The organism is Marilutibacter penaei (genome assembly GCF_014145395.1).
Classification (GTDB): domain Bacteria; phylum Pseudomonadota; class Gammaproteobacteria; order Xanthomonadales; family Xanthomonadaceae; genus Marilutibacter; species Marilutibacter penaei.
In genome coordinates, this window is the sequence record NZ_JACHTE010000002.1 from 409128 (window position 1) to 429145 (window position 20018).

Annotated in this window: 18 protein-coding genes; 15 read left to right on the forward strand and 3 right to left on the reverse strand. The window is 61.5% G+C overall.

Features of this window, described 5'->3' with window-relative positions; all coding sequences use genetic code 11:
* Positions 1–2: 2 nt before the first annotated feature.
* From H4F99_RS04170 to H4F99_RS04185, 4 genes are all read left to right on the forward strand, one after another.
* Positions 3–518 carry a DUF411 domain-containing protein gene (locus tag H4F99_RS04170; RefSeq protein ID WP_343064133.1) on the forward strand — a complete coding sequence of 172 codons (516 nt, stop codon included), beginning with the start codon at positions 3–5 and terminating at the stop codon, positions 516–518.
* Positions 519–820: 302 nt separating this feature from the next.
* Positions 821–1336, forward strand: coding sequence for a hypothetical protein (locus tag H4F99_RS04175; protein ID WP_182668450.1), 516 nt, complete (start codon positions 821–823; stop codon positions 1334–1336).
* Positions 1333–3219: a hypothetical protein gene (locus tag H4F99_RS04180; RefSeq protein WP_182668451.1), complete on the forward strand. Its 1887-nt coding sequence runs from the start codon at positions 1333–1335 to the stop codon at positions 3217–3219. The genes H4F99_RS04175 and H4F99_RS04180 overlap by 4 nt, the downstream gene beginning before the upstream one ends.
* A gap of 13 nt (positions 3220–3232) precedes the next feature.
* Positions 3233–4177 carry an ATP-binding protein gene (locus tag H4F99_RS04185; RefSeq protein WP_182668452.1) on the forward strand — a complete coding sequence of 315 codons (945 nt, stop codon included), beginning with the start codon at positions 3233–3235 and terminating at the stop codon, positions 4175–4177.
* A gap of 114 nt (positions 4178–4291) precedes the next feature.
* On the opposite strand, the gene H4F99_RS04190 is transcribed toward H4F99_RS04185, so the two are convergent.
* The gene (locus H4F99_RS04190; RefSeq protein WP_182668453.1) at positions 4292–4666 is read right to left on the reverse strand and encodes a hypothetical protein; all 375 of its coding nucleotides are present in this window, start codon (positions 4664–4666) and stop codon (positions 4292–4294) included.
* A gap of 120 nt (positions 4667–4786) precedes the next feature.
* Here H4F99_RS04190 and H4F99_RS04195 point away from each other — a divergent pair, with 120 nt between their 5' ends.
* From H4F99_RS04195 to H4F99_RS04225, 7 genes are all read left to right on the forward strand, one after another.
* Positions 4787–5065 (forward strand): helix-turn-helix domain-containing protein, encoded by a 279-nt coding sequence (locus tag H4F99_RS04195; protein ID WP_182668454.1) that lies wholly within the window; start codon positions 4787–4789, stop codon positions 5063–5065.
* 374 nt (positions 5066–5439) lie between these two features.
* Entirely contained in the window at positions 5440–5529 is a 90-nt protein-coding gene (locus tag H4F99_RS14665) for an SEC-C metal-binding domain-containing protein (RefSeq protein WP_225218078.1), read from the forward strand.
* A 61-nt stretch (positions 5530–5590) separates the two neighbouring features.
* Positions 5591–5983: a hypothetical protein gene (locus H4F99_RS04205; RefSeq protein WP_096009489.1), complete on the forward strand. Its 393-nt coding sequence runs from the start codon at positions 5591–5593 to the stop codon at positions 5981–5983.
* Between the two features lie 56 nt (positions 5984–6039).
* Complete coding sequence (locus H4F99_RS04210) at positions 6040–7320, forward strand: TolC family protein (protein ID WP_096009488.1); 1281 nt, start codon at positions 6040–6042, stop codon at positions 7318–7320.
* Positions 7317–8297, forward strand: a complete 981-nt coding sequence (locus H4F99_RS04215) for an efflux RND transporter periplasmic adaptor subunit (RefSeq protein ID WP_095208873.1) — start codon at positions 7317–7319, stop codon at positions 8295–8297. The genes H4F99_RS04210 and H4F99_RS04215 overlap by 4 nt, the downstream gene beginning before the upstream one ends.
* Before the next feature lie 22 nt (positions 8298–8319).
* Positions 8320–11496 (forward strand): efflux RND transporter permease subunit, encoded by a 3177-nt coding sequence (locus tag H4F99_RS04220; protein ID WP_182668494.1) that lies wholly within the window; start codon positions 8320–8322, stop codon positions 11494–11496.
* A 1-nt stretch (position 11497) separates the two neighbouring features.
* Positions 11498–12091 (forward strand): cation efflux transmembrane domain-containing protein, encoded by a 594-nt coding sequence (locus H4F99_RS04225; protein ID WP_095208872.1) that lies wholly within the window; start codon positions 11498–11500, stop codon positions 12089–12091.
* 8 nt (positions 12092–12099) lie between these two features.
* On the opposite strand, the gene H4F99_RS04230 is transcribed toward H4F99_RS04225, so the two are convergent.
* Entirely contained in the window at positions 12100–12495 is a 396-nt protein-coding gene (locus tag H4F99_RS04230) for a MerR family transcriptional regulator (protein WP_095208871.1), read from the reverse strand.
* A gap of 94 nt (positions 12496–12589) precedes the next feature.
* Between H4F99_RS04230 and H4F99_RS04235 the strand changes: the two genes are divergently transcribed.
* Positions 12590–13213 (forward strand): cation efflux transmembrane domain-containing protein, encoded by a 624-nt coding sequence (locus H4F99_RS04235; protein WP_095209458.1) that lies wholly within the window; start codon positions 12590–12592, stop codon positions 13211–13213.
* 377 nt (positions 13214–13590) lie between these two features.
* On the opposite strand, the gene H4F99_RS04240 is transcribed toward H4F99_RS04235, so the two are convergent.
* Positions 13591–14658 carry a DUF4238 domain-containing protein gene (locus H4F99_RS04240; protein WP_182668455.1) on the reverse strand — a complete coding sequence of 356 codons (1068 nt, stop codon included), beginning with the start codon at positions 14656–14658 and terminating at the stop codon, positions 13591–13593.
* 218 nt (positions 14659–14876) lie between these two features.
* On the opposite strand from H4F99_RS04240, the gene H4F99_RS04245 reads away from it, so the two are divergent.
* Genes H4F99_RS04245 through H4F99_RS04255 form a run of 3 tightly spaced genes read left to right on the forward strand, consistent with a single transcriptional unit; the run spans position 14877 to position 19911 of the window.
* Positions 14877–16832: a site-specific DNA-methyltransferase gene (locus tag H4F99_RS04245; RefSeq protein ID WP_182668456.1), complete on the forward strand. Its 1956-nt coding sequence runs from the start codon at positions 14877–14879 to the stop codon at positions 16830–16832.
* Complete coding sequence (locus tag H4F99_RS04250; protein ID WP_182668457.1) at positions 16829–19513, forward strand: DEAD/DEAH box helicase; 2685 nt, start codon at positions 16829–16831, stop codon at positions 19511–19513. Before H4F99_RS04245 ends, H4F99_RS04250 begins: the two co-directional genes overlap by 4 nt.
* Positions 19514–19539: 26 nt before the next feature.
* The gene (locus tag H4F99_RS04255; RefSeq protein ID WP_182668458.1) at positions 19540–19911 is read left to right on the forward strand and encodes an AAA family ATPase; all 372 of its coding nucleotides are present in this window, start codon (positions 19540–19542) and stop codon (positions 19909–19911) included.
* Positions 19912–20018: the final 107 nt, after the last annotated feature.

Consider the following 20018-nt stretch of genomic DNA (forward strand, 5'->3'; position numbering starts at 1 on the left):
GAGTGAACATCATCCATCGAGCGATCCCGGTTCTTGCTACCGTCCTGCTGGCGGCCTGTGCCGGACAGGCCGCGCCGCAATCCGAAGCGGACCTGGCCGCCATCGGAGCCGGGAGCGAGGCGCCCACCCGAGGCGTCTTGCCACCGGTCATCGTCCACAAGAGTCCGACCTGCGGATGTTGCACGAAATGGGTCGACCACCTGCGCGCGTCGGGTTTCGAGGTCGAGGTGCAGGACCATGCGCCCGATGCGCTGAGCCGCCTCAAGTCGGAACTGGGCGTGCCTTTCGGCAAGGGCTCGTGCCACACCGCCGAAGTCGCCGGTCTGTTCGTGGAGGGCCATGTGCCCGCCGAAGACGTCAAGCGTTTGCTGGATGATCCAGGCGAGGCGAAGGGCCTCGTGCTTCCGGGCATGCCGTTGGGGTCGCCCGGCATGGAGGTCCCTGATGGTTCGGTCCAGCCGTACACGGTCGAGCGCGTGGAGGCCGATGGCCAGACGACGCCTTTCGCTTCGCATTGATACGGGTTTGCAAGGCGCGACGTGTCTGTCCGAATCCGAAACGGCGCCTCCAGAGAAAACATTTAAAAACAGTTGCTTAGAAATACTGGAGTACAGACTTGTGGTTGACGCCATGGACAGAACTCTGTATCCCTTTCTACGGGTCAAGCCGGGGTACGCTCGTGGTCGATGCTGGTTCGCAGTTTAAGCCGCGGAAGATCAGCGACGCCGAGTTCCGGCGCTCAAATGTTTTCGTGGCCTGGTCGGGGAAGGTCGACCGTCAGGTCCAGCTGATAGGGCCCAGCCAGTACGATGCTTGGCTGTTGACTGAGTTCGACTCAGATGTTGCTTGGTTTTGTGAGCGGCCGCCGATCTATCTCGAACTGTTGCCCTTGGAGGGCAAGCGACGCCCCCTCGACTTCTGGGTGCGGCAACGTTCCGGTAAACAGTTCGGCATAGTGCTTCATGACGTAGCGCTGGCCCGCGACAAAACCTGTCCACTCGACCTCCTCAAGCGGTCGATTAAGGCTTCTAAGCTGAAATGCGAGGTATGGCAGCCGGCTGATATTCGTAGCCGTAAGACATACGTGCGTAATCTCAAGGAACTGCAGCCGTTTATCGCTATGGGGCAGCAGTCGGACGATCAGTTAGCTGCGTCCATCGTAGCGCACCTAGAACGGGTCAAAACGGCCAGTTGGTCGGAGCTGATGACGGTGTTTGCTTCTCGATTCGAAGGAGTTGTCAACACGGAAATTGCCCGACTGATCCACGCGGGGCGTATTAAGGCCAATCTAGGCGAGCATGCATTGGCTTCCAATACGGTGTTAACCCTGTCATGAGCATCGCAGAGCGATTGGCGATGGCCCCGGAACTTCGGGACACGACCATATGGGACAAGCCACGCGAGTCGGACATACCCAAGGATGATCTCGAGGAATACCGTCGCCGGAAGAAGGCCGTAACCGCATATCTCAATGGTACGACCTTTGCCACGATTGACCAAGACTACGGTTACGCCAAGAGCCAGATCTACCGGATGATGAATCGATGTCTCACCGTGCGGCCAAACGGAACAATGTTTGGGTTTCACGCACTGATTCCAGGAGTCTCAATTGCCCCATACATGCGCAAATCGCCCGTGAACCCAGAACTGGCGGCGCAGGCCAAGGGCTTGGCTGGGGCATTTATTCAGCTCATGGCCGAGCATGAAGGGCTGTACCGGTATGTCGAGAAGCACGCCCTTAAAGCTGGGGGTAAGTCGGCTGCGGTCATTGCCAAGGCTATACGCGCAGAGTTCCTCAAGAAGTGCGCCAAGGTTCGGGCTCCGAACCAATACCCGTTCAATACCGATGATCAGGGCGCTCGTGCGCTTGTGCGTTTCATCGATCGAATGCGCGAGGATCACTATGCGACAAAGAGCGGGAACGAAGAAGAACGTGCCGATTTATTTGATCAGCCATTAACAGCACAACCATCGGGAGCGCAACAGCTTCGGCCCTTCGAAGAAGCCGAACATGACGGCCATAACGGCGACTTCTATTTCGTCATCAAGACGCGCGGGCGGCGAGGGGAATGGATCTATACAACTCCGATGCGATTATGGCTATTGATCCTGATTGATCGCTCCAGTCGAGCCATTCTGGGGTATGCGTATAGATTGGGTAGTACGAATTACCCCGCTATCTCGGTCATGCGCTCGTTCGTGCATGCGATAACTCCCTGGAAGCCCAAGGACCTGACGTTGCCCCATTTAGCCTACAAGGAAGGGGCTGGGTTTCCCTCGGGCGTAGCGCCCCGCGCCCGGGGTCGCCTAGTCGATCTCGTGTGCTTTGATGGCGCCAAGGCCAATACCGCGAAAGTCACAATGCGTGGCCTCACTAGAGTAATGGGGGCTACCATCAATTACGGCCGCGTACGATACCCCATTGCCCGTCCGTTTATCGAGCGCCTGAACCAGACATTGGAAACGCACGGATTCCGTCGCCTGCCGATGGGCTTTAATCCGAAGGGGCCCAAGGAGGAGCGAGAGAGCGCCCTAAAGGCCGCTAGCGAGCATGCCGTGACTACGGATGAGTTGGAGCAAGTGATCGACGTCATGCTGGCCAATTACAACGCTGATTCTCACGAAGATCTGGTCAATCGAAGCCCGATTGAATACATCCGGATGTGGGACAGCCAGACGGTGTCGCCGCTGCGGCGTGTCGATAACCCAGAGGAACTTGCGCAAAGATTTCTACGGCTTGAGTTCATTAAGACGATTCGTGGTGGAGGTGACTCCCATCGTACGCCATACATCGAACTCTGGTGGGCTCGCTACACGAACGACGTGCTAAGGAAGATGAAGGATTCGATAGGTAAGAAAGTGCGCATAATCGTTGACGTTGACGGAGATATTCGCTTGATCCGCGGTTATCTGCGAAGAGGCAGTAAAGAGCTTCCGCTTGGCATCCTGAAGGCGGGCCCGCCCTGGCATTTGACAGCCCATACGCTAGAGCAACGACAGGCCGCTCACCGGGCCAATAGAATTAAGAAGCTGGTCGTCAAACCGGGGACCGACATGATGCAGACGTTCAAGGAAGTGCGGCAGCGCGAAGCAGAGGAACGCAAGTCGGCAACGAATCAGTTGGTCAAGGCAGGTAGGATTGCAGATCCTGACATGCTCAACCGCGAGCGAGATGCAAGAGCGCGAGTCGCAAAGAAGGATTGGATTAAGCTTAAATAGAAAGGAGTAGAGCATGCACCCGGTAGAGCTCGACGACTATGTCATACCAACAAATGCGTTGGAGGCTTTCGTCAATGTGTGCGTCGGCTGGATCAACTCGAACCTTGTAGGCGCACTAGTGCCAGGCCTCCAGCGTATCGGAAAGAGTCTGGCCATTGAGTACTTCGTAGCGAACTATCGCAGGTGGCTTGGAAAATCGGTTGGGGTGGTGTCGGCCGAAGTTTTGTCTCACAAGGGCGGGATCTCGGAAGGCGCGTTTTGGGGTGATTTGCTGAGGTCCATGAAGCGGCCTACTAAGAAGCGCAGTCCGGAAGATCGACGCGACCTTTTTGTTGGGCGATTAGTGGAGGCAGCAGCGCGTACCGAGAAGAGGAAAGTCATCATCTTCATCGATGAGGCCCAGCTATTGGACGATTCTCTGTTCAAGCTGCTCATCGGAGTTCACAACGAGCTCTGGCGCATCTATCGAATCAAATGCGTGTGGATTCTGGTAGGGCAGCCGGAATTGGAGACGGTTGCGTCCACTTTCATTGCCGAAGGCAAGCGCCAGGTGGTTGGCCGATTCATGGCAGACACCTATGTATTCCAACCGCTAACTAGCATCACCGACTTCAAGGCTGCCTTGGAATGCTACGATCTAAACCTATGTTATCCGGTGGGCGGCCCGTCGTTTACTGAGCACTTCGCGCCTACTGCGTGGGAAGCCGGCTATCGGCTGGCATCCGACGCCGATATGATCTATGGGCGCATCACTCAAGCGCGTACAGACAACGGTCTGCCCGAAGAACAGGGCATGACCATGCAGGGCTTTACGACTCTGATGAATTGGATCCTGATCAATTCTCTGCCAACTCTGAAGCCCGGCGACAAGCTGGATTCCAAGGTTGTCGATGAAGCAATTGTCGCCACGAATTGCATGATCTTCGAGCAGCAAGAAGCGTTACTCGCTACTGCATGACCAATGCCGACCACCCTTAGACGCCAGTGTACTCTGGAGATGCCGAGGATTAGTGGGGGTAGGTCAGAGGGGCATTTCGGTCTTTCGTGATGCCAATTGCCGTTTCTTCGCGGTTTATTTTTGCTCGCTCGTTGAGCTGGACAGGCGGTCAGATGCATTAGCTGACGCCCTTGCTTGAGTCGCGTAGGTCTCCAAGAACATCGCTGTATGAAAGCGATATTGTTGGGCTTCGCTCGGGAGGGGAATCCCTAGTTGCTTGGCCACAAGCGTCGCGTAATTAAGTTGGGCATCTGTTGGTTGCTTCAGATCCCAGTCGATGCTTTCAACAAGCAATTTCTCGAGACTTTGCTCGAGCTTCCGTACGAAGGTTTCGCGAACGCGACGGTCCTTGATGCGTTCGTACTGAATCGTGAGCGCCGATTCCAGTCGATCCGAAACGTAGAGCTCAAGGGACATGTCCACGGCTGGGTTGACGAGGTATAGGGCCATCAGTCGCGTGCTTCGCTGGTTGGTCGCTATTCGGGCCGATCCTAGTCGAGATCCTACATGATTTTCATGTAATCGGTAGTCGTGCCATAGCTTTTGTGGTCGCCCACTCCTGGTGCGACCATGTCCACGAAAACCATCTACTCCGCCGAGTACCGACGGCTCGTTCAGTCTCTACGTGACCTGCGTGAAAGCGCGGGGATCAGCCAATCGGCGCTGTCAGGCACCCTAGGTTGGCCGCAACAACGACTCTCCGCCATTGAGGCTGGAGCGCGCAGGCTCGATGTCATGGAGTTCCTTCGGTTGGTCGGGGCATTGGGCTTGACCCCTGAGGCAGGCATCCAGCTGGCTGTTGCAGCTGCAGGCGAAAAGAGTAGGGCGCCCCGCTCAAGCAAGCGTTGAGCTCCGTTCTACGACGGCACCCAGCCGGTTTCCCGCGGGAGGCTGGCGACCGCCAAGTTCGATTAGGGATAGTTATCGGGGGTAGGGCGGATGGCTCCTTTCGACCCAAAGCGGACGTCTCGTTGGAACATCGCGCATCACTTCGTCCCACGGATCACTCAGGCAGCCAAGCCCGACCGCATGACCTCGTAGAGCGCAGTCCGGGTATTGCTGTCTGCCATCGAAGGGCTAGCAGCCCATGCAACGGCAAGAGCCCCCAGGAAGAGACTGAGCCGGGGCATCCCGGCGGCTCCCGGCGAGGTCAGTGTCCCCGCGCATGAAATCGAACCGCTGCAGCAGGCGCACCAGTTCCTGGACACGCACTGTCGTCGGGGCTGCGCGATCACCAGCCGTGCCAGTGCGGCAGCGGAAACAAGTACAAGCGGTGCCATGGCCGACAACTGGAACGCGCCTTTTCCCTGTAGCCCTCTCGACGCATTCAGCGGAATTGTATAACCCCATCATCCGCAGGTACCCTGCGCGGCCATGACCCGCCTGCATCCCCGCTTCTTGTTGCCGCTCCTGCGCGTCGTCGTGCTGGGTGTGCTTGCGTTGGGGTTGGCATTCCAACCGGTGATGACAGCCGCTGGCGAAATGCATGAGCTCGCGCACGATCCGTCGGGCGCGCACAGCCACGGCCCGCATGCCAACGATCCGGGCGCGGAGTTCGCCGCGGCGGACGCGCACGATCAAGACGGATCGGAGACGTTGCACCTGTTACTGGATTTCGCCCATTGCTGTGGTTCAGCCGCGGCCGTGTTGCCGGTCCTGGATTCATTTTCTACTCGACCGGTCGCCGGTCGAATGGGGGTCGAAAAAGCATCGCCCCCGGCCGCCTTGCGTCTGCCGAGCCCATTCAAGCCTCCGATCTTCGGATGACCGCGCCGTCGGCCTGATGCCGACTCCCGTCAATTCGATTCATCGGAGCAACCCCCATGCGTTTGCGATCAGCGGCCCTGGCCGCGTTCGTCGCCGTGTGTGCCGTGGCATTCCCCACGCACGCCGCCGACCCCCTCACCCTGGACGACGCTTTCCTTCGCGTTGCCGACGCCCATCCCGATCTACGCTTGTTTGGTGCCCGCCATGAGGCCCTGAAAGCCGAACTGGATCGCTCCTCGTTGCGCCCGGCGCTGGTCGCTGGAGCCGAGGTCGAGAACGTGCTCGGTACCGGCCCGGCCAGCGGCCTGGATGGCGCCGAGATCACGCTGAGCCTCGCCTCCGTGCTGGAGCGCGGCGGCAAGCTCGATGCCCGCCGCACGCTCGCGCAAAGCCGGATCGACGCGCTGGCCATCGAGCGCGAGGCGCAGCGGTTGGATCTCCTGGCCGAAGTGGCCCGCCGCTACCTGGCGGTCGTCGGTGCGCAACGCGAAGGCGAGCTTGCGCAGTTGGACGTCGACCAGCGCGAACGCACCGTTGCTGCGGCGCGCCGGCGTCACGAGGCCGGCGCTTCGCCGGAATCGGTCGTACTCACCGCCCAGGCCGCCCTCGCGCGGTCGGAACTGGATCGCGCTCGCGCCCGGCAACGTCAGGCGGCCGCCCGCCAGCATCTCGCGGCCCTGTGGGGCGAGCGAAATCCCGCATTCGAGATCCTCGGGGGCGATCTGCTCGCCGTGCCCCAGATCGCGGACTTCGCGGTACTCGCCGACTGGTTGCAACGCACTCCCGAGCTCGCGCAGTTCGTCGATCAGCAGCGCATTGGCGAGGCACGCCTGCAGCTGGCACGCAGCGAAGCGACCCCGGACTTCGACTGGCAGGTGGGCGTGCGACGGATGGCGGACGCCGATGACTTCGGCTTGGTCGGCAGTGTCTCGATCCCGCTGGGCACCACCCGCCGGGCACAACCGGGCATCCGTGCCGCACGCGCCGAGTTGACAGCGCTGGAAATCGAACGGGAGGCCGTGGGGCTGTCGCTCTACTCCACCCTCGCTGAGGCGCATGGCCGCTTCGGGGTGGCCCGCCTGGAAGCACAGCGGCTGGGTGAGGACGTGCTTCCACGTCTGGCCAAGGCCGAAGCAGCGGCCGCCACCGCGTACCGCGCAGGCGCCGCCAGTTATCTGGAGTGGTCGAGCCTGCAGGCGGAGCGCGCCGCCGCACGGCAGCAACAGCTGGCAGCTGCGCTGGAAGCCCAGCGCGCCCTGATCGAGATCCAGCGGCTGACCGGCCAGGCATTCGTCGCCGGCCCGGGCCCGCAAGACAACCAAGGAGCAACCCCATGAAGCCTGTCCACCTGATCCCGGCATTGGCGCTGGCCTTGAGCCTGGCGGCTTGCAGTGGTGAGCCGGATCAGCCTAGCCAGCCGGCAAACGACGCCCATGCTGACGAGGCCGCCGACCACGGCACCGAGGCCGACGAACACGGTCATGAAGCGGGTGAAATCGCCAGCACGGTCATCCCTGCCGAAATTGCCGAAAAGTCCGGTATCCAGACGCGGCCCGTCGGCCCCGGCGTGATCGCCGACGAGCATGAGGTGCAAGGCCTGTTGACCCCGGTCGAGGGGCGTGTTGCGCAGGTCACCGCCCGCTTCCCAGGCCCGATCCGCTCACTGCGCGCCAATGTCGGAGACCAGGTTCGCGCCGGCCAGATGCTGGCGACGATCGAGAGCAACCTGAGTCTGAGCACCTACAGCGTCGCCGCGCCGATCTCTGGCGTGGTCGTCGAGCGCAGTGCCTCGGTCGGCGGCTTGGCCGGCGAGGGCGCGCCGCTGTTCGAGATCGCCGATCTCTCGCAGCTCTGGGTCGACCTCCACATCTTTGGCGCCGACGCCCAGCACATCCAGCCCGGCGTGCCGGTGGCGGTCACCCGCATGAGCGATGGCGAGACGGTCCGAACCACGCTCGAACGCGTGCTGCCGGGCATGGCCACCGCCAGCCAGAGCACGGTGGCCCGCGCAACGATCGACAACGCCGACAACCAATGGCGGCCGGGAACGGCGGTCAAGGCGCGGATCACGGTCGCGCAGGAGCCGGTGGACCTGATGGTGCCGCTGACCGCGCTGCAGTCGATGGATGGCCAGGAGGCCGTGTTCGTACGTGAGGGCGAGACGTACCTGACCCGACACGTCGAACTCGGTGCCCGCGATGCCACGCAGGTGCAGATCCTCTCGGGCCTGAGCGAAGGCGAGGAGGTGGTCGTCGCGGAGAGCTACTTGATCAAGGCGGACATCGGCAAGGAGGGCGCGGCGCATGACCACTGACGCCGTAGCCCTCCAGCCGGGCCTGCTGGAGCGAATCGTCCGGTTCTCGATCCGACATCGCTGGATGATGCTGGTGCTGACCCTCGGGCTGATCGGCGTGGGCATCTGGAGCTTCACCCGGCTCCCGATCGATGCAACGCCCGACATCACGAACGTCCAGGTACAGATCAACACCGAGGCGTCCGGCTACTCGCCACTGGAGTCCGAGCAGCGGGTTACCTACCCGATCGAGACGGCACTCGCCGGCCTGCCGCGCCTTGACTACACGCGATCTCTGTCCCGATACGGTTTGTCGCAGGTCACAGTGGTGTTCGAGGACGGCACCGACCTGTACTTCGCCCGGCAGCAGGTGGCCGAACGCCTGCAGCAGATCCGCTCGCAGATCCCAGAAGGACTGGAGCCCGAAATGGGGCCGATCTCGACCGGGTTGGGCGAGATCTTCCTGTACACCGTCGACGCGGCGCCCGGGGCGGCCAAGCCGGACGGCACGCCGTGGACCGCCACCGACCTCCGCACCCTGCAGGACTGGGTCATCCGGCCGCAGATGCGCAACACACCGGGGGTGACCGAGGTCAACACGATCGGCGGCTTCGAGCGGCAGATCCACATCACGCCGGACCCGTCCAAGCTGGTTGCACTCGGCTTCACGCTGCAGGACATCGTCGACGCGGTGGCGGCCAACAACCAGAACATGGGCGCCGGTTACATTGAGCGCAACGGCCAGCAGTACCTGGTGCGCGTGCCCGGCCAGGTCGGCGGGATCGACGAGATCCGGAACATCGTGCTGGACCGACGCGACGGCCTGCCGATCCGGGTCGCTGACGTGGCACAGGTGGGTGAGGGTCCGGAGCTTCGTACGGGCGCGGCGACCCAGAACGGGGAAGAGGTCGTGCTGGGCACAGTGTCGATGCTGGTGGGCTCCAACAGCCGCACCGTCGCGCAGGCCGCGGCGGCGAAGCTGCAGGATGCGAACGCAAGTTTGCCGGAAGGCGTCACCGCGACGGCGGTCTACGACCGCACCGGGCTGGTCGAACGCACGATGCAGACCATCTCGAAGAACCTGATCGAGGGTGCCTTGCTGGTGATCGTGGTCCTGTTCCTGCTGTTGGGGAACTTCCGCGCCGCGCTCATCACCGCAGCCGTCATCCCGCTGGCCATGCTGTTCACCATCACCGGGATGGTGCGTGGCGGCGTGTCGGGGAACCTGATGAGTCTCGGTGCGCTCGACTTCGGGCTGATCGTCGATGGCGCGGTCATCATCATCGAGAATGCTCTGCGGCGGTTTGGCGAGATGCAGCACCGACTTGGGCGGACGTTGACACGCGAGGAACGCAACGACCTGACGGCCACTGCCACGGTCGAAGTCATCCGGCCCAGCCTGTTCGGCATGTTCATCATCGCCGCGGTGTACCTGCCGATTTTCGCGCTGACCGGGATCGAGGGAAAGATGTTCCACCCGATGGCGATCACCGTGGTGCTGGCCCTCACCGGTGCAATGGTCCTGTCGCTGACCTTCGTTCCCGCGTCCATCGCGATCTTCATGGGTAACCGCGTCGAGGAGAAGGAGAACAGACTGGTCCAATGGACGCGGCGGCGCTATGAGCCGTTGCTTGCGTGGTCGCTTCGCCGGCAAAACTGGGTCCTTGGCGGGGCACTGATGCTGGTCGTCGTGTCCCTGCTACTCGCCACACGCCTGGGCAGCGAGTTCATTCCCAGCTTGGACGAGGGCGACCTCGCCATGCAGGCGATCCGCATTCCCGGAACGGGCCTGGAGCAGTCGGTGAAGATGCAACTGGCCGTGGAAGAACGCCTGATGCAGGTTCCGGAAGTCGAGCGTGTCTTCAGCAGGATTGGCACGGCGGAGGTGGCCACCGACCCGATGCCACCCAACGTGGCGGACACCTACCTGATGGTGAAACCACGCGGGCAATGGCCCGATCCACGCAAGCGCAGGGATGTGCTGATCGACGAAATCGAAGCGGCAGTGGCGACGCTTCCCGGCAACAACTACGAGTACTCGCAACCGATCGAGATGCGGACCAACGAGCTGATCTCCGGCGTGCGTGCGGATGTGGCGGTCAAGGTGTTCGGTGACGACCTGGACACGCTGGTCGAGGTGGCCGAACAGGTCGAGGCGGCTGCCAGGCAGGTCGAGGGCGCGGTCGACGTCAACACCGAACAGGCAACCGGCTTGCCACTGCTGACGATCGTCCCGGACCGCGCAGCGCTTGCGCGCTTCGGACTGAATCCGGGGATCGTGCAGCAGACCGTTGCCACTGCGGTGGGTGGCCAGGTGGCCAGCCAGCTGTTCGAGGGCGACCGCCGCTTCGACATCGTGGTTCGACTGCCGGAACAGATGCGTGTCGATCCGATCGCCCTGCAGGACCTGCCGATCCCCTTGCCCGACGTTGCGAACGCGGATCGGTCGAGCTTGGAGCCACGCTGGGCGACCGCGCGGACCGTACCGCTGCGGGAGCTCGCGAAGATCGAGAGCCTGCTGGGGCCCAACCAGATCAACCGCGAGAATGGAAAGCGCCGGGTGGTGGTCACCGCCAACGTGCGTGATCGCGACTTGGGTAGCTTCGTCGAAGAGCTGCAGCAGCGCGTCGGGCAGCAGGTGAACGTACCCGAGGGCTACTGGATCGACTACGGCGGCACGTTCGAGCAGTTGATCTCGGCCAGCCAACGGCTCGCAGTAGTGGTACCAGTGACCTTGGTCCTCATCTTCGGCCTGTTGTTCATGGCCTTTGGCTCGGCCAGGGACGCGGTGATCGTGTTCAGCGGCGTGCCGCTGGCGCTGTCGGGCGGCGTGGCCGCACTGGCTCTGCGCGGTATCCCGTTGTCGATCACCGCAGGTGTCGGCTTCATCGCGCTGTCCGGCGTGGCCGTGCTCAACGGCCTGGTCATGATCGCCTTCATTCGCAACCTGCGCGAACAAGGCCAGTCGCTGGACGACGCGGTCTTCAACGGCGCGCTCGGGCGGCTGCGGCCGGTCTTGATGACTGCCCTCGTGGCGTCGCTCGGCTTCGTCCCGATGGCGCTCAATGTCGGCGCGGGCGCGGAGGTGCAGCGTCCGCTCGCCACCGTCGTGATCGGCGGGATCGTGTCTTCAACGCTGCTCACCCTGCTTGTCCTGCCCACCCTTTACCGTCTTCTGCATCGCGGCGACGCAGCGAAGCCGCAACTGGAGGCCCACTGAGTTGAGTGAAGAGAAGATCGAGATACACGACGCGCACCAGCGCCGGATCCTGTTGATCGTCCTCGCCCTGAACCTCGCGCTTGCCGCGGGGTTCGGGGTCACGGGCGTCGCCGCCGGCTCAAGCGCTCTGATCGCAAATGGACTGGACAATGCGTCCGACAGCGCCGTCTACATCATCACCCTGCTCGCACTCAGTCGCTCACAAGCCTGGAAACGGTCGGCGGCCAAAGTGTCCGGCTGGCTGCTGATCCTGTTCGCCGCTGGGATCCTGGTCGACGTGGGCCGTCGGTTCCTGGGTGACGCCGAGCCCATTGGTACGACGATGATGGTGATGGCGCTGGGGGCCGGCCTGGTAAACGCGACATGCGTGTGGCTGCTCAAGAAAATCCGGCAGGCCAATGTGAACGTGCGTGCCGCGACGACCTTCAGCACCAACGATTTCATCGCCAACGCAGGCGTGCTCGTGGGTGGCGGACTGGTGCTGTGGACCGGGCGGGCCTGGCCCGACCTCGTCGTGGGGCTCGCAGTGGCGGCGATCGCTCTGAAAGGGGGCATCGAGATCCTGCAGGATGCCCGTGGCGAAGAGGACGCTTGAGTGCCGACCTAGGATGGCGGGTGGCGCAGCGTGTCGAGGATGGCGCACTGGCCGCGCTCGCCGCCGCTGCAACTGCCAATCACCCGTTCGAGCTCCGAGGCCATCCGCTGAAGGTCGTTTAGCCGGTTCCGGATGTCCAGCAGGTGCCCGCGGGCAAGACGGTCGACATCCTGGCAGGACAACCCGTCGTCTTCGGCCAGGCCCAGCAGGCTGCGGATCTCCTCCAGCGAGAAGCCCAGTTCGCGTCCGCGGCTGATGAAGCGCAGCCGATCCGCGTCGGCGGGACGGTAGTCGCGATACCCGCCCGCCGTGCGCGGCGGGGCAGGCAACAACCCGATGCGCTCGTAGTAGCGCACGGTTTCGGGATGGCACCCGCTGCGCTCCGCGACCTCTCCGATCTTCATGGGCTTGACTCTGTAGCGACTCCGGGGTTTAGGATCGCCGACCTGGAAGCGGGCCGCAAATCCTCGGACGCCCGCTCGACTCGGAGACATGATCATGAGTGATTCGTGCGGCTGCGGAAGCACGGTGGATATCCGCGCCCTGGAGGCGGGGCAGCGGCGCGTGTTGATGATCGTGCTGGCAATCAACATCGCCAGCTTCGTGATGATGATCACCGCAGCGATCTACAGCGGCTCGTCCTCGTTGCTGTCGGGCAGCCTCGACAACCTCGGTGATGCGTTGACCTATCTGCTGAGCCTGGCAGTGATCGGCGCGAGCCTGCGCGCCAAGGCCAGGGTGGCGTTGTTCAAGGGATTGCTGATCCTCGGTGCCGCGGTTGCGGTCGCCATCCAGATCGGCTGGCGCCTGGCCCACCCGGAGGTGCCGATCTTCGAGGCCATCGGCATCGCCGCCGTGATCAATCTTGCGTTCAACGCCTTGTGCCTGTGGCTGCTTACCCCGTACCGCTTTGGCGACGTGAACATGTCATCGGCCTGGGAGTGCTCGCGCAATGACCTGTACGAGGGTGTTGCGGTGCTGCTGGCAGCCGCCGGCGTGTGGCTGTTCGATGCCGGCTGGCCCGATCTGGTCATCGCCGGTGGACTGTTGCTGATGTTTCTGCGGTCCTCCGCTCGGGTACTCCGCATGGCTTGGCGGAGTTACCGGGACGAGGTGAAATAACGAGTTACGGCCCGTTGTCCGGTCCTCGAAGAAGAAATGCTCCGTTCTGACGCGTGGCTGGAGCGGCCAAGAAAGTCAGCTATGACAGTCACTTATCTCATTCTTGGCCGTTTTTTAAACGAATCCCTGCCGACCCTCTGAAAGAGTGGTTTCGAAGCGGCAGTTCGGGTCAGCCAGAACGTCCGCTTCTGGCCGGTAGCGGACGTTGGGGCAGGGGATTAGGTGGGTTTATCGCGGGTAGGGCAGGGGGCAGCCCTCGACCGTGAGAGCCTCGTGGGCGGCCGCTGACCCACCTCATATCGCCTGTATCGGGCCTCTCGCAAGTGTATGTAGGAACGGGGGTGAACCCCGCCATGTTCGATGGCACCAGGATCGCCTCAGCGATCGCGTCCGTCTTCGGCAAGGAGCTGGGACATCTCTTCCTCCGTGGCGATGGGCACAAGCGAGCCGATCGTCTGGCGCAGAATGGCCAAGCTGGGATTGTCTGCCTGATCGCTGACGAAGAACTCGTGTGACAGTGCAGCACTGATCTTGTTGAGATCGTCCACACTCAACTCGTTGGCGGTGGGTGGACGTAGGCCCACGATGCAGCGTGTGGGCGAGATCGGCAGGAACACCTTTGCCATCTCCACGTCATTGTCGATAGCTCCTAGAGCCAGGCGCGGCTTGCCGTCAGTGAACACGGCCACTGGGCCGCAGTCGCCCAAAATGAAGCTCTCTCCGTTTGGCGCATCCCATGTGTCAAACCCCATTTCGTCAACCATGCGTTGCGCCCGGATGGGGCTCTCAGGCCCTTTGGCCAGAGCGTCAAGGAACGCCTTATTGGCAACGGCAGTTGCTTCCCCCTGCAGGCGATCAAGCCCCATCTCAATCCACACCCTGGCCTCGGCAAGCATTCGCTGCTCGTTCTCCTGTACGAGGATCTTCCACTTCGGCAACATCAGAGCGTAGAACTTGGCTTGCTGCTCGCGACCCAAATGGCCATGGTCCTTGCGTATCTGCTCGTAGATTAGCTGCCGTCGCTTCTTTGGGTCGTGGAGGCTCTTGGCCAGTTCAACCTGTAGCCGCTTCCCATCAAGCAGACGGGCCCGCCCAGCCTGCAGAAGAACTGGGAACATGCTCGTCAATGCAGTCCGCATTGACTTGGTTCGGATCCCAAGCGCACAGATCAATGAGGCGATTGCTTCGGGATCGACTGGCCCATCACTGTTCAGTCGATTGACCGTGATGGCCAGTTGCTTCTCGCCGGCGGTCATCGTGTCGTCCAGACTGGTGTCCTCGGGGCCGCCATAGAAGTCCAACTCCTGGCCCAGCTCCATGACATTGGTGCCGTAGGCGCCGTGCGCCCGGTGGTGGGCGTGGACATAGAAGTGCTTGCCCTTCTGCCGGAAGGCAAAGGGGCGCTGGATGAACCGGGGGAGATAGTGATGTCGGCGGCCAGCCATGGGTGATGCCTTCAGAAACAGTGGGTTGTAGGCAAGATCGGCCGAACTAGCCAGTTTGGACCAGTCTGTGGGTGCTGCGACTCATGTTCTGAGACAGGGAAGGGCAGAGGCTAGGAAGGCCGTGGGGAGCCGTGGAAAGCCGCTCTGGGGCTGTGTGACAATCGAGACAGACCTGAAGGCCGTTCAACTGCGGCCTAGAAGCACAATAGATCGAACTCATGACCCAATCTGACAAGCCTACCGACCTCCTCGCTCGCCTAGGCCAACTAAGCGCCCCCGAACTACGTCGGTTGCTCGTCGAACACCTTACCAAGCGCAAGCTGGGCCTGACCTGGGAGCGCAATGCCATTGAGCACGATGAGGCATTGAATGCCGATGTCGTGTTGCCTCAGTTGGTACCGGAGCTAAATCACAAGCCTGTCGAAACGGGCGAGAAGTTTGTCCATCGCAATCTGGTGATCGAGGGCGACAACTTCGACTCGCTCCGCCTGCTCAAAGCTACCCATGCGGGCAGGATCCGAGTGATCTATATCGATCCGCCGTACAACACCGGGAATAAGGACTGGGTCTACAACGATCGCTATGTCGGGAAGGCTGACAGGTGGCGGCACTCTCAGTGGTTGGAGTTTCTGTACCGTCGGCTGCTGCTTGCGCGGGAACTTCTGGCGCCAGATGGCGTCATCCTGGTGTCCATCAATGACGAGAACCGATCTCGCCTTGAACTCCTGATGGATGAGGTGTTCCCTGGGCGGAGAATCGGTAGCCTGGTGTGGCGAACCAAGGACACCGGAAACGATCTGTCCCAGCGCTTTAGCCATGTACATGAGCATGTGCTGGTCTATGCCAATCCAGGGTTTATCTTCAATGGTCGTCCCACCGATCGGAAGAAGTTCCGCAATCCGGATGATGACGAGCGTGGCGATTGGTCGCCGCAGCCACTGACGAAATCACACACCTATACCGAACGCGGGAACACCTACTACCCGATCCAGAACCCTGAGACCGGGTATTGGTACCCCTGCGACCCCGACAACGTTTGGCGGTACGCATCGGAACGGGAAATCCGGCGGCGCCTCGACAACGATGAAGATGCAGTTGCCGCAGCCCTTGATGGACTGCGCAGCGACACCATCGAGCAGCTGATCGAGAAGAAGCTGATCTACTTCCCCCCGTGCAGTCCTGAGGATGTCATGCGGTTCGATACGAGGGATGAACTGCTTGCTGCAATCCGTGAGGGGCGCGGACCGATCCTGCCTAAGAAGAAGACGCCACTGCTGCGGGAGAACCTCCCGGACCTGGATTTCTGGATCGGGAAGCCCATCGGGACCGGTCGACCTTCCCGGAAGGAACACTGGACTGCACGTCCCGAGGAAGAACGCCTGGCACCGTTGAGTAGCTGGATTGCGGGTATCAATGAAGAGGTAAACGACGATGACGAGTACATCGAGGCCGTCATCACGATGCGTAGTACCCGCGGCGGCGTTGCCACTGAGGAAGTGAAGTCGGTACTTGGTGGAAAAGCCTTCCCCTATCCGAAGCCGCTGAGCTTGTTGAAGGGTCTGTTGGAGCAGGCAACCCACAAAGAGGACACGGTACTGGACTTCTTTGCGGGGTCCGGCACTACCGCTCATGCGTTGCTTCAGTTGAACGTCGAGGATGGAGGGCAGCGGCGTTTCATCCTGTGTTCGAGCACGGAAGCAACCGACAAGGAGCGGGACAAGAACGTTTGCCGCGATGTGTGCGCGGCGCGGGTGCGGCGTGTCATGGCGGGCTACAACGGCAGCCCAGGCTTCACGGTGGATCAGGGAGGCGAGTTCGCTTATCTGAAGCTCAACAAGCTGGCGCCAGCAGATCTTCCGTTCGAGGCCAAGACGGATAGTGCCGCGGCACTATTGAGCCTGCGGTTGGCTCACGCGGTATGGGAGTTCGGCGAGGGGGGCGTCCAACACATTGCCAGGGCCGATGACTACGACATCCTGCTGTGTGCAGATGTCAATGCGAATACCGTCGATGAGCTGGCAGCATGGCCGAAGGCCCATGGTGTGCAACGCTTGGCCGTGTATTGCGATCGTCCCGTAGCGCTTCAGGAAGCATTGGAGGAGCGAGGCGTCGATGCCAACTGCCATAGCTTGGGCGAGGCATTGCTCGCTGGCCAGGTGGGAGGACGCGCATGAACATGGATTTCGTTGCCGCGCAGACATCCAGTCATGAGCCTATTGGCTTCCAGAAGGACATTATCAACAACCTGTCAGCAGCGCTGCTTAGCCACCCGTCACCGCCGGTACTGCTGAGGGCCCCAACCGGCTCGGGCAAGACCTTCATGCTGGTGCGCGCACTGTCCAAGGTGTCTGAGGCACAAGACACGGTATGGATGTGGTTCGTTCCCTACGTGAACCTGGTCCAGCAGACAGAAGACGCCATCTTGGGCAATGCGGAAGGGCAACTGTTTCCCGTCATGCTGTCTCGCGGGCGCAACCAGGAACCCACAAAGGGCATGGTGTTGCTGTCCACGGCGGCTGGCGTGGCCAGCGCCAAGGACCGCAAGACTGGCTATTCCAGCGGAGCTGACGACGAGCAGCGGGCGCTGAACGAGTTCGTTGAGCTGGCGCGTGCCCGCAAGCTCAAGATCGGCTTGGTCGTGGATGAAGCTCACATTGGCTTGAAGACCGGCACTGAGTTTGGCGCGTTCGCACTGTGGGTCAACCCCGACTACATGGTGATGGCGTCGGCCACGCCGAAGGACGCAGTACTGGACCAGTTCCTGGCACAGTCAGGCAAGCAGGCTCGTACATCATTTGTTGTCAGTCGGGCCCAAGCGGTCGAAGCCCGCTTGAACAAGAAGTACATCGAGGCGGTGAAGTACGACCTGCAACGGACTATCTCCACCGTTGCCGATCTTAAAAGGACCGTGTTACGCCAAGCCTGGAAGAAGCATCTGTGGTTGAAGAAGATTCTCAAGGCAGAAGGGATCGACCTGACACCACTTCTGCTTGTGCAAGTCGCCAACGGCGACAAGACTGTTGAGGAAGCGCGTGAGGATCTCATTCGCCTGTGCCGAGTGCCCATGGGTGCCATTGGCGTGCATTCGGCCGACGAACCAGATCCTGTCCTAATGGCAGCCATTGCGAATGATCACAGCAAGGAAGTCCTGATCTTCAAGCAGTCGGCAGGTACGGGCTTCGATGCTCCCCGGGCGTTCGTATTGGCATCGACGAAGTTGGTCAATGACGCCGACTTCGCCATGCAGTTCATCGGGCGCGTCATGCGCGTGGCGCCCCAAGTACGGGATGCCTTCCCCAAGCCTCAGGAGATCCTCGACTCCCTGGATACAGCATTCGTCTACTTGGCCGATGGAGAAGCCCAGGCGGGCTTTCAGTCGGCGGTGAACACAGTCGGCGCGGTCAAGAGCCAGCTGGAAGGCCAGACCGAACAGATGATCGTCAAGCAGACCAAGAGCGGTGCGACGGTCATCACCAACAAGACCTCGACCCAGCTGCCAGCGTTCTACGACGGGACAAAGCCGACGCCGGCCAGGACCATTGAGGAGCCGGACGAGGAAGACGAGGTGGGGCTGCCGAGTACCGGTACCGATCAACCTGGCCTGTTTGGCAAGGACACGACTGCCGACCCGGGTACGACGATCATGGAGACGGACTGGGTGGTGGATACCTCCCCCAAGCCTGCTGTCGTTCCCGCTGATGAAAACGAGATCCTGGAACGGCTCAAGGAGCAGGGACTCAAGGCTTACAGGCTCAACTTGAAGCTGCCGGGAGCGCCTGCAGTGTTCCAGCAGGAGAGTAGGCCGGCGATGGCTGACATGGCAAAGGTGTCGGCGCATGTGGCCATGAACCTGCCGCTAACCGAGGACAAGGTCGCCTTTGCGGTGCGCGCCGCCTACAACCTTCTGCGAGACAAAGAGATTCACACGGAGCTTACGAAGGACGAGGACAACATCCGAACGGAGGAGGTCACGGTCATCACAGACCGAGCCTCGCTGGCCCGCGATGCGGCTTCTCAGTTGAAGAAGATCCCGCAGGTAGAAGACGCCGACGTTCGGATCATCATTGGAACGCTGGCAGGCCGACTGAGGGAGGATGTGGCCGTTCCTCCTTCCGATTCTAGTTCATCGGTACTGGACGACAAGCAGTTGGATCGGTTGGCGCGCGACGCTGCCTGCTGGGTTGTCCGCCGAGACGCCCAACGGATCGGTGAGATGGTCCAGGACGCGATCGCCGAGTTTGCGACCATTGGCAGTGCATCTCCGCTGCCGCAGTTCCTGCTTTATCCGCTGAGCAAGGCGCTGGACCAGGCCCAGAAGAACCTCTACGGCGTTGTCCCGCCGCTGGATGGCTCGATTACGAGTGCCCGTGACAGTCTGGACATCGAAGGCCAGACGACCATGTTCAAGGAGACCCTGGCTCACGCAGGCGGGACTATTTCGGTCTTCGGGGTCGATGGGTCGGCAGGTGTCAACCAGGAGGAGCGGGAGTTCATCCAGTCTATGGAGCGCGACGACCACGTCGTGTGGTGGCACCGCAACCCGTCGCGGAAGCCCTGGTCTGTCCGGGTCGTGCGCAGCGAGCACAGGAACTATTTCTATCCGGACTTCATCGTTTGCCTGGAGTATCCCTTGGGGGTGCCCACAGAAGTTCGGATGGTGGAGACCAAGGAAAGTACCAAGGACGCTAGCCGCAAGGCGCAGCGTACGCCGAAGATCTACGGCAAGGTGCTGTTCGTCACGCGGGAGGACACCCGCCTGCGCATCGTCAATGATGATGGCAGCTTGGGTGACGAGTTCGACTGGGTGGATCTCACGCCGGCATGGAAGTGGATGGCGGCGCGGAGGAGTGGCTAGGATCTCATAGAGCGGAAGGGGGAGCCGTGATTCGCAAGGTCGTCATCCGGAACTATCGCAAGTTCCGCAAGCTCGATGTCGAGATGCTGCCTGGTACTAACGTCCTCGTCGGCGGCAATGACAGCGGAAAATCCACACTGATAGAAGCGATCAACCTTGCGCTTACTGGGCGGGTCGGCGGAAGGGCGTTTGCACAGGAACTCTCGCCTTACTACGTCAACCTAGACGCCACGAAGGAATACGTCCAGGCACTGCAGTCCAATCCGAAGGCGGCTCCGCCGACCGTCATCGTCGAGGTGTATCTGGAAGACGGCGGCGAGGCCGAGATCCTGCGTGGCACGAACAACCTGCTTGGGGAGGATGCGTGCGGGATACGCACGACGCCCCCCCGCCTTTGAGTAGCACGGCGATTTGGAGTCCAATCCCCAAGCAGAAGGAGATTGGACGTGAAGAAGCGCTTTTCCGAAGAGCAGATCATCGGCTTCCTGCGTGAAGCCGAAGCCGG

Excerpts from the sequence above, each read along its gene's own strand:
- H4F99_RS04180 (WP_182668451.1), top strand. The coding sequence starts at position 1,333 with ATGAGCATCGCAGAGCGATTGGCGATGGCCCCGGAACTTCGGGACACG.
- H4F99_RS04185 (WP_182668452.1), top strand. The coding sequence starts at position 3,233 with ATGCACCCGGTAGAGCTCGACGACTATGTCATACCAACAAATGCGTTG.
- H4F99_RS04190 (WP_182668453.1), bottom strand. The coding sequence starts at position 4,666 with ATGGCCCTATACCTCGTCAACCCAGCCGTGGACATGTCCCTTGAGCTC.
- H4F99_RS04195 (WP_182668454.1), top strand. The coding sequence starts at position 4,787 with ATGTCCACGAAAACCATCTACTCCGCCGAGTACCGACGGCTCGTTCAG.
- H4F99_RS04205 (WP_096009489.1), top strand. The coding sequence starts at position 5,591 with ATGACCCGCCTGCATCCCCGCTTCTTGTTGCCGCTCCTGCGCGTCGTC.
- H4F99_RS04210 (WP_096009488.1), top strand. The coding sequence starts at position 6,040 with ATGCGTTTGCGATCAGCGGCCCTGGCCGCGTTCGTCGCCGTGTGTGCC.
- H4F99_RS04215 (WP_095208873.1), top strand. The coding sequence starts at position 7,317 with ATGAAGCCTGTCCACCTGATCCCGGCATTGGCGCTGGCCTTGAGCCTG.
- H4F99_RS04230 (WP_095208871.1), bottom strand. The coding sequence starts at position 12,495 with ATGAAGATCGGAGAGGTCGCGGAGCGCAGCGGGTGCCATCCCGAAACC.
- H4F99_RS04235 (WP_095209458.1), top strand. The coding sequence starts at position 12,590 with ATGAGTGATTCGTGCGGCTGCGGAAGCACGGTGGATATCCGCGCCCTG.
- H4F99_RS04240 (WP_182668455.1), bottom strand. The coding sequence starts at position 14,658 with ATGGCTGGCCGCCGACATCACTATCTCCCCCGGTTCATCCAGCGCCCC.
- H4F99_RS04245 (WP_182668456.1), top strand. The coding sequence starts at position 14,877 with ATGACCCAATCTGACAAGCCTACCGACCTCCTCGCTCGCCTAGGCCAA.
- H4F99_RS04250 (WP_182668457.1), top strand. The coding sequence starts at position 16,829 with ATGAACATGGATTTCGTTGCCGCGCAGACATCCAGTCATGAGCCTATT.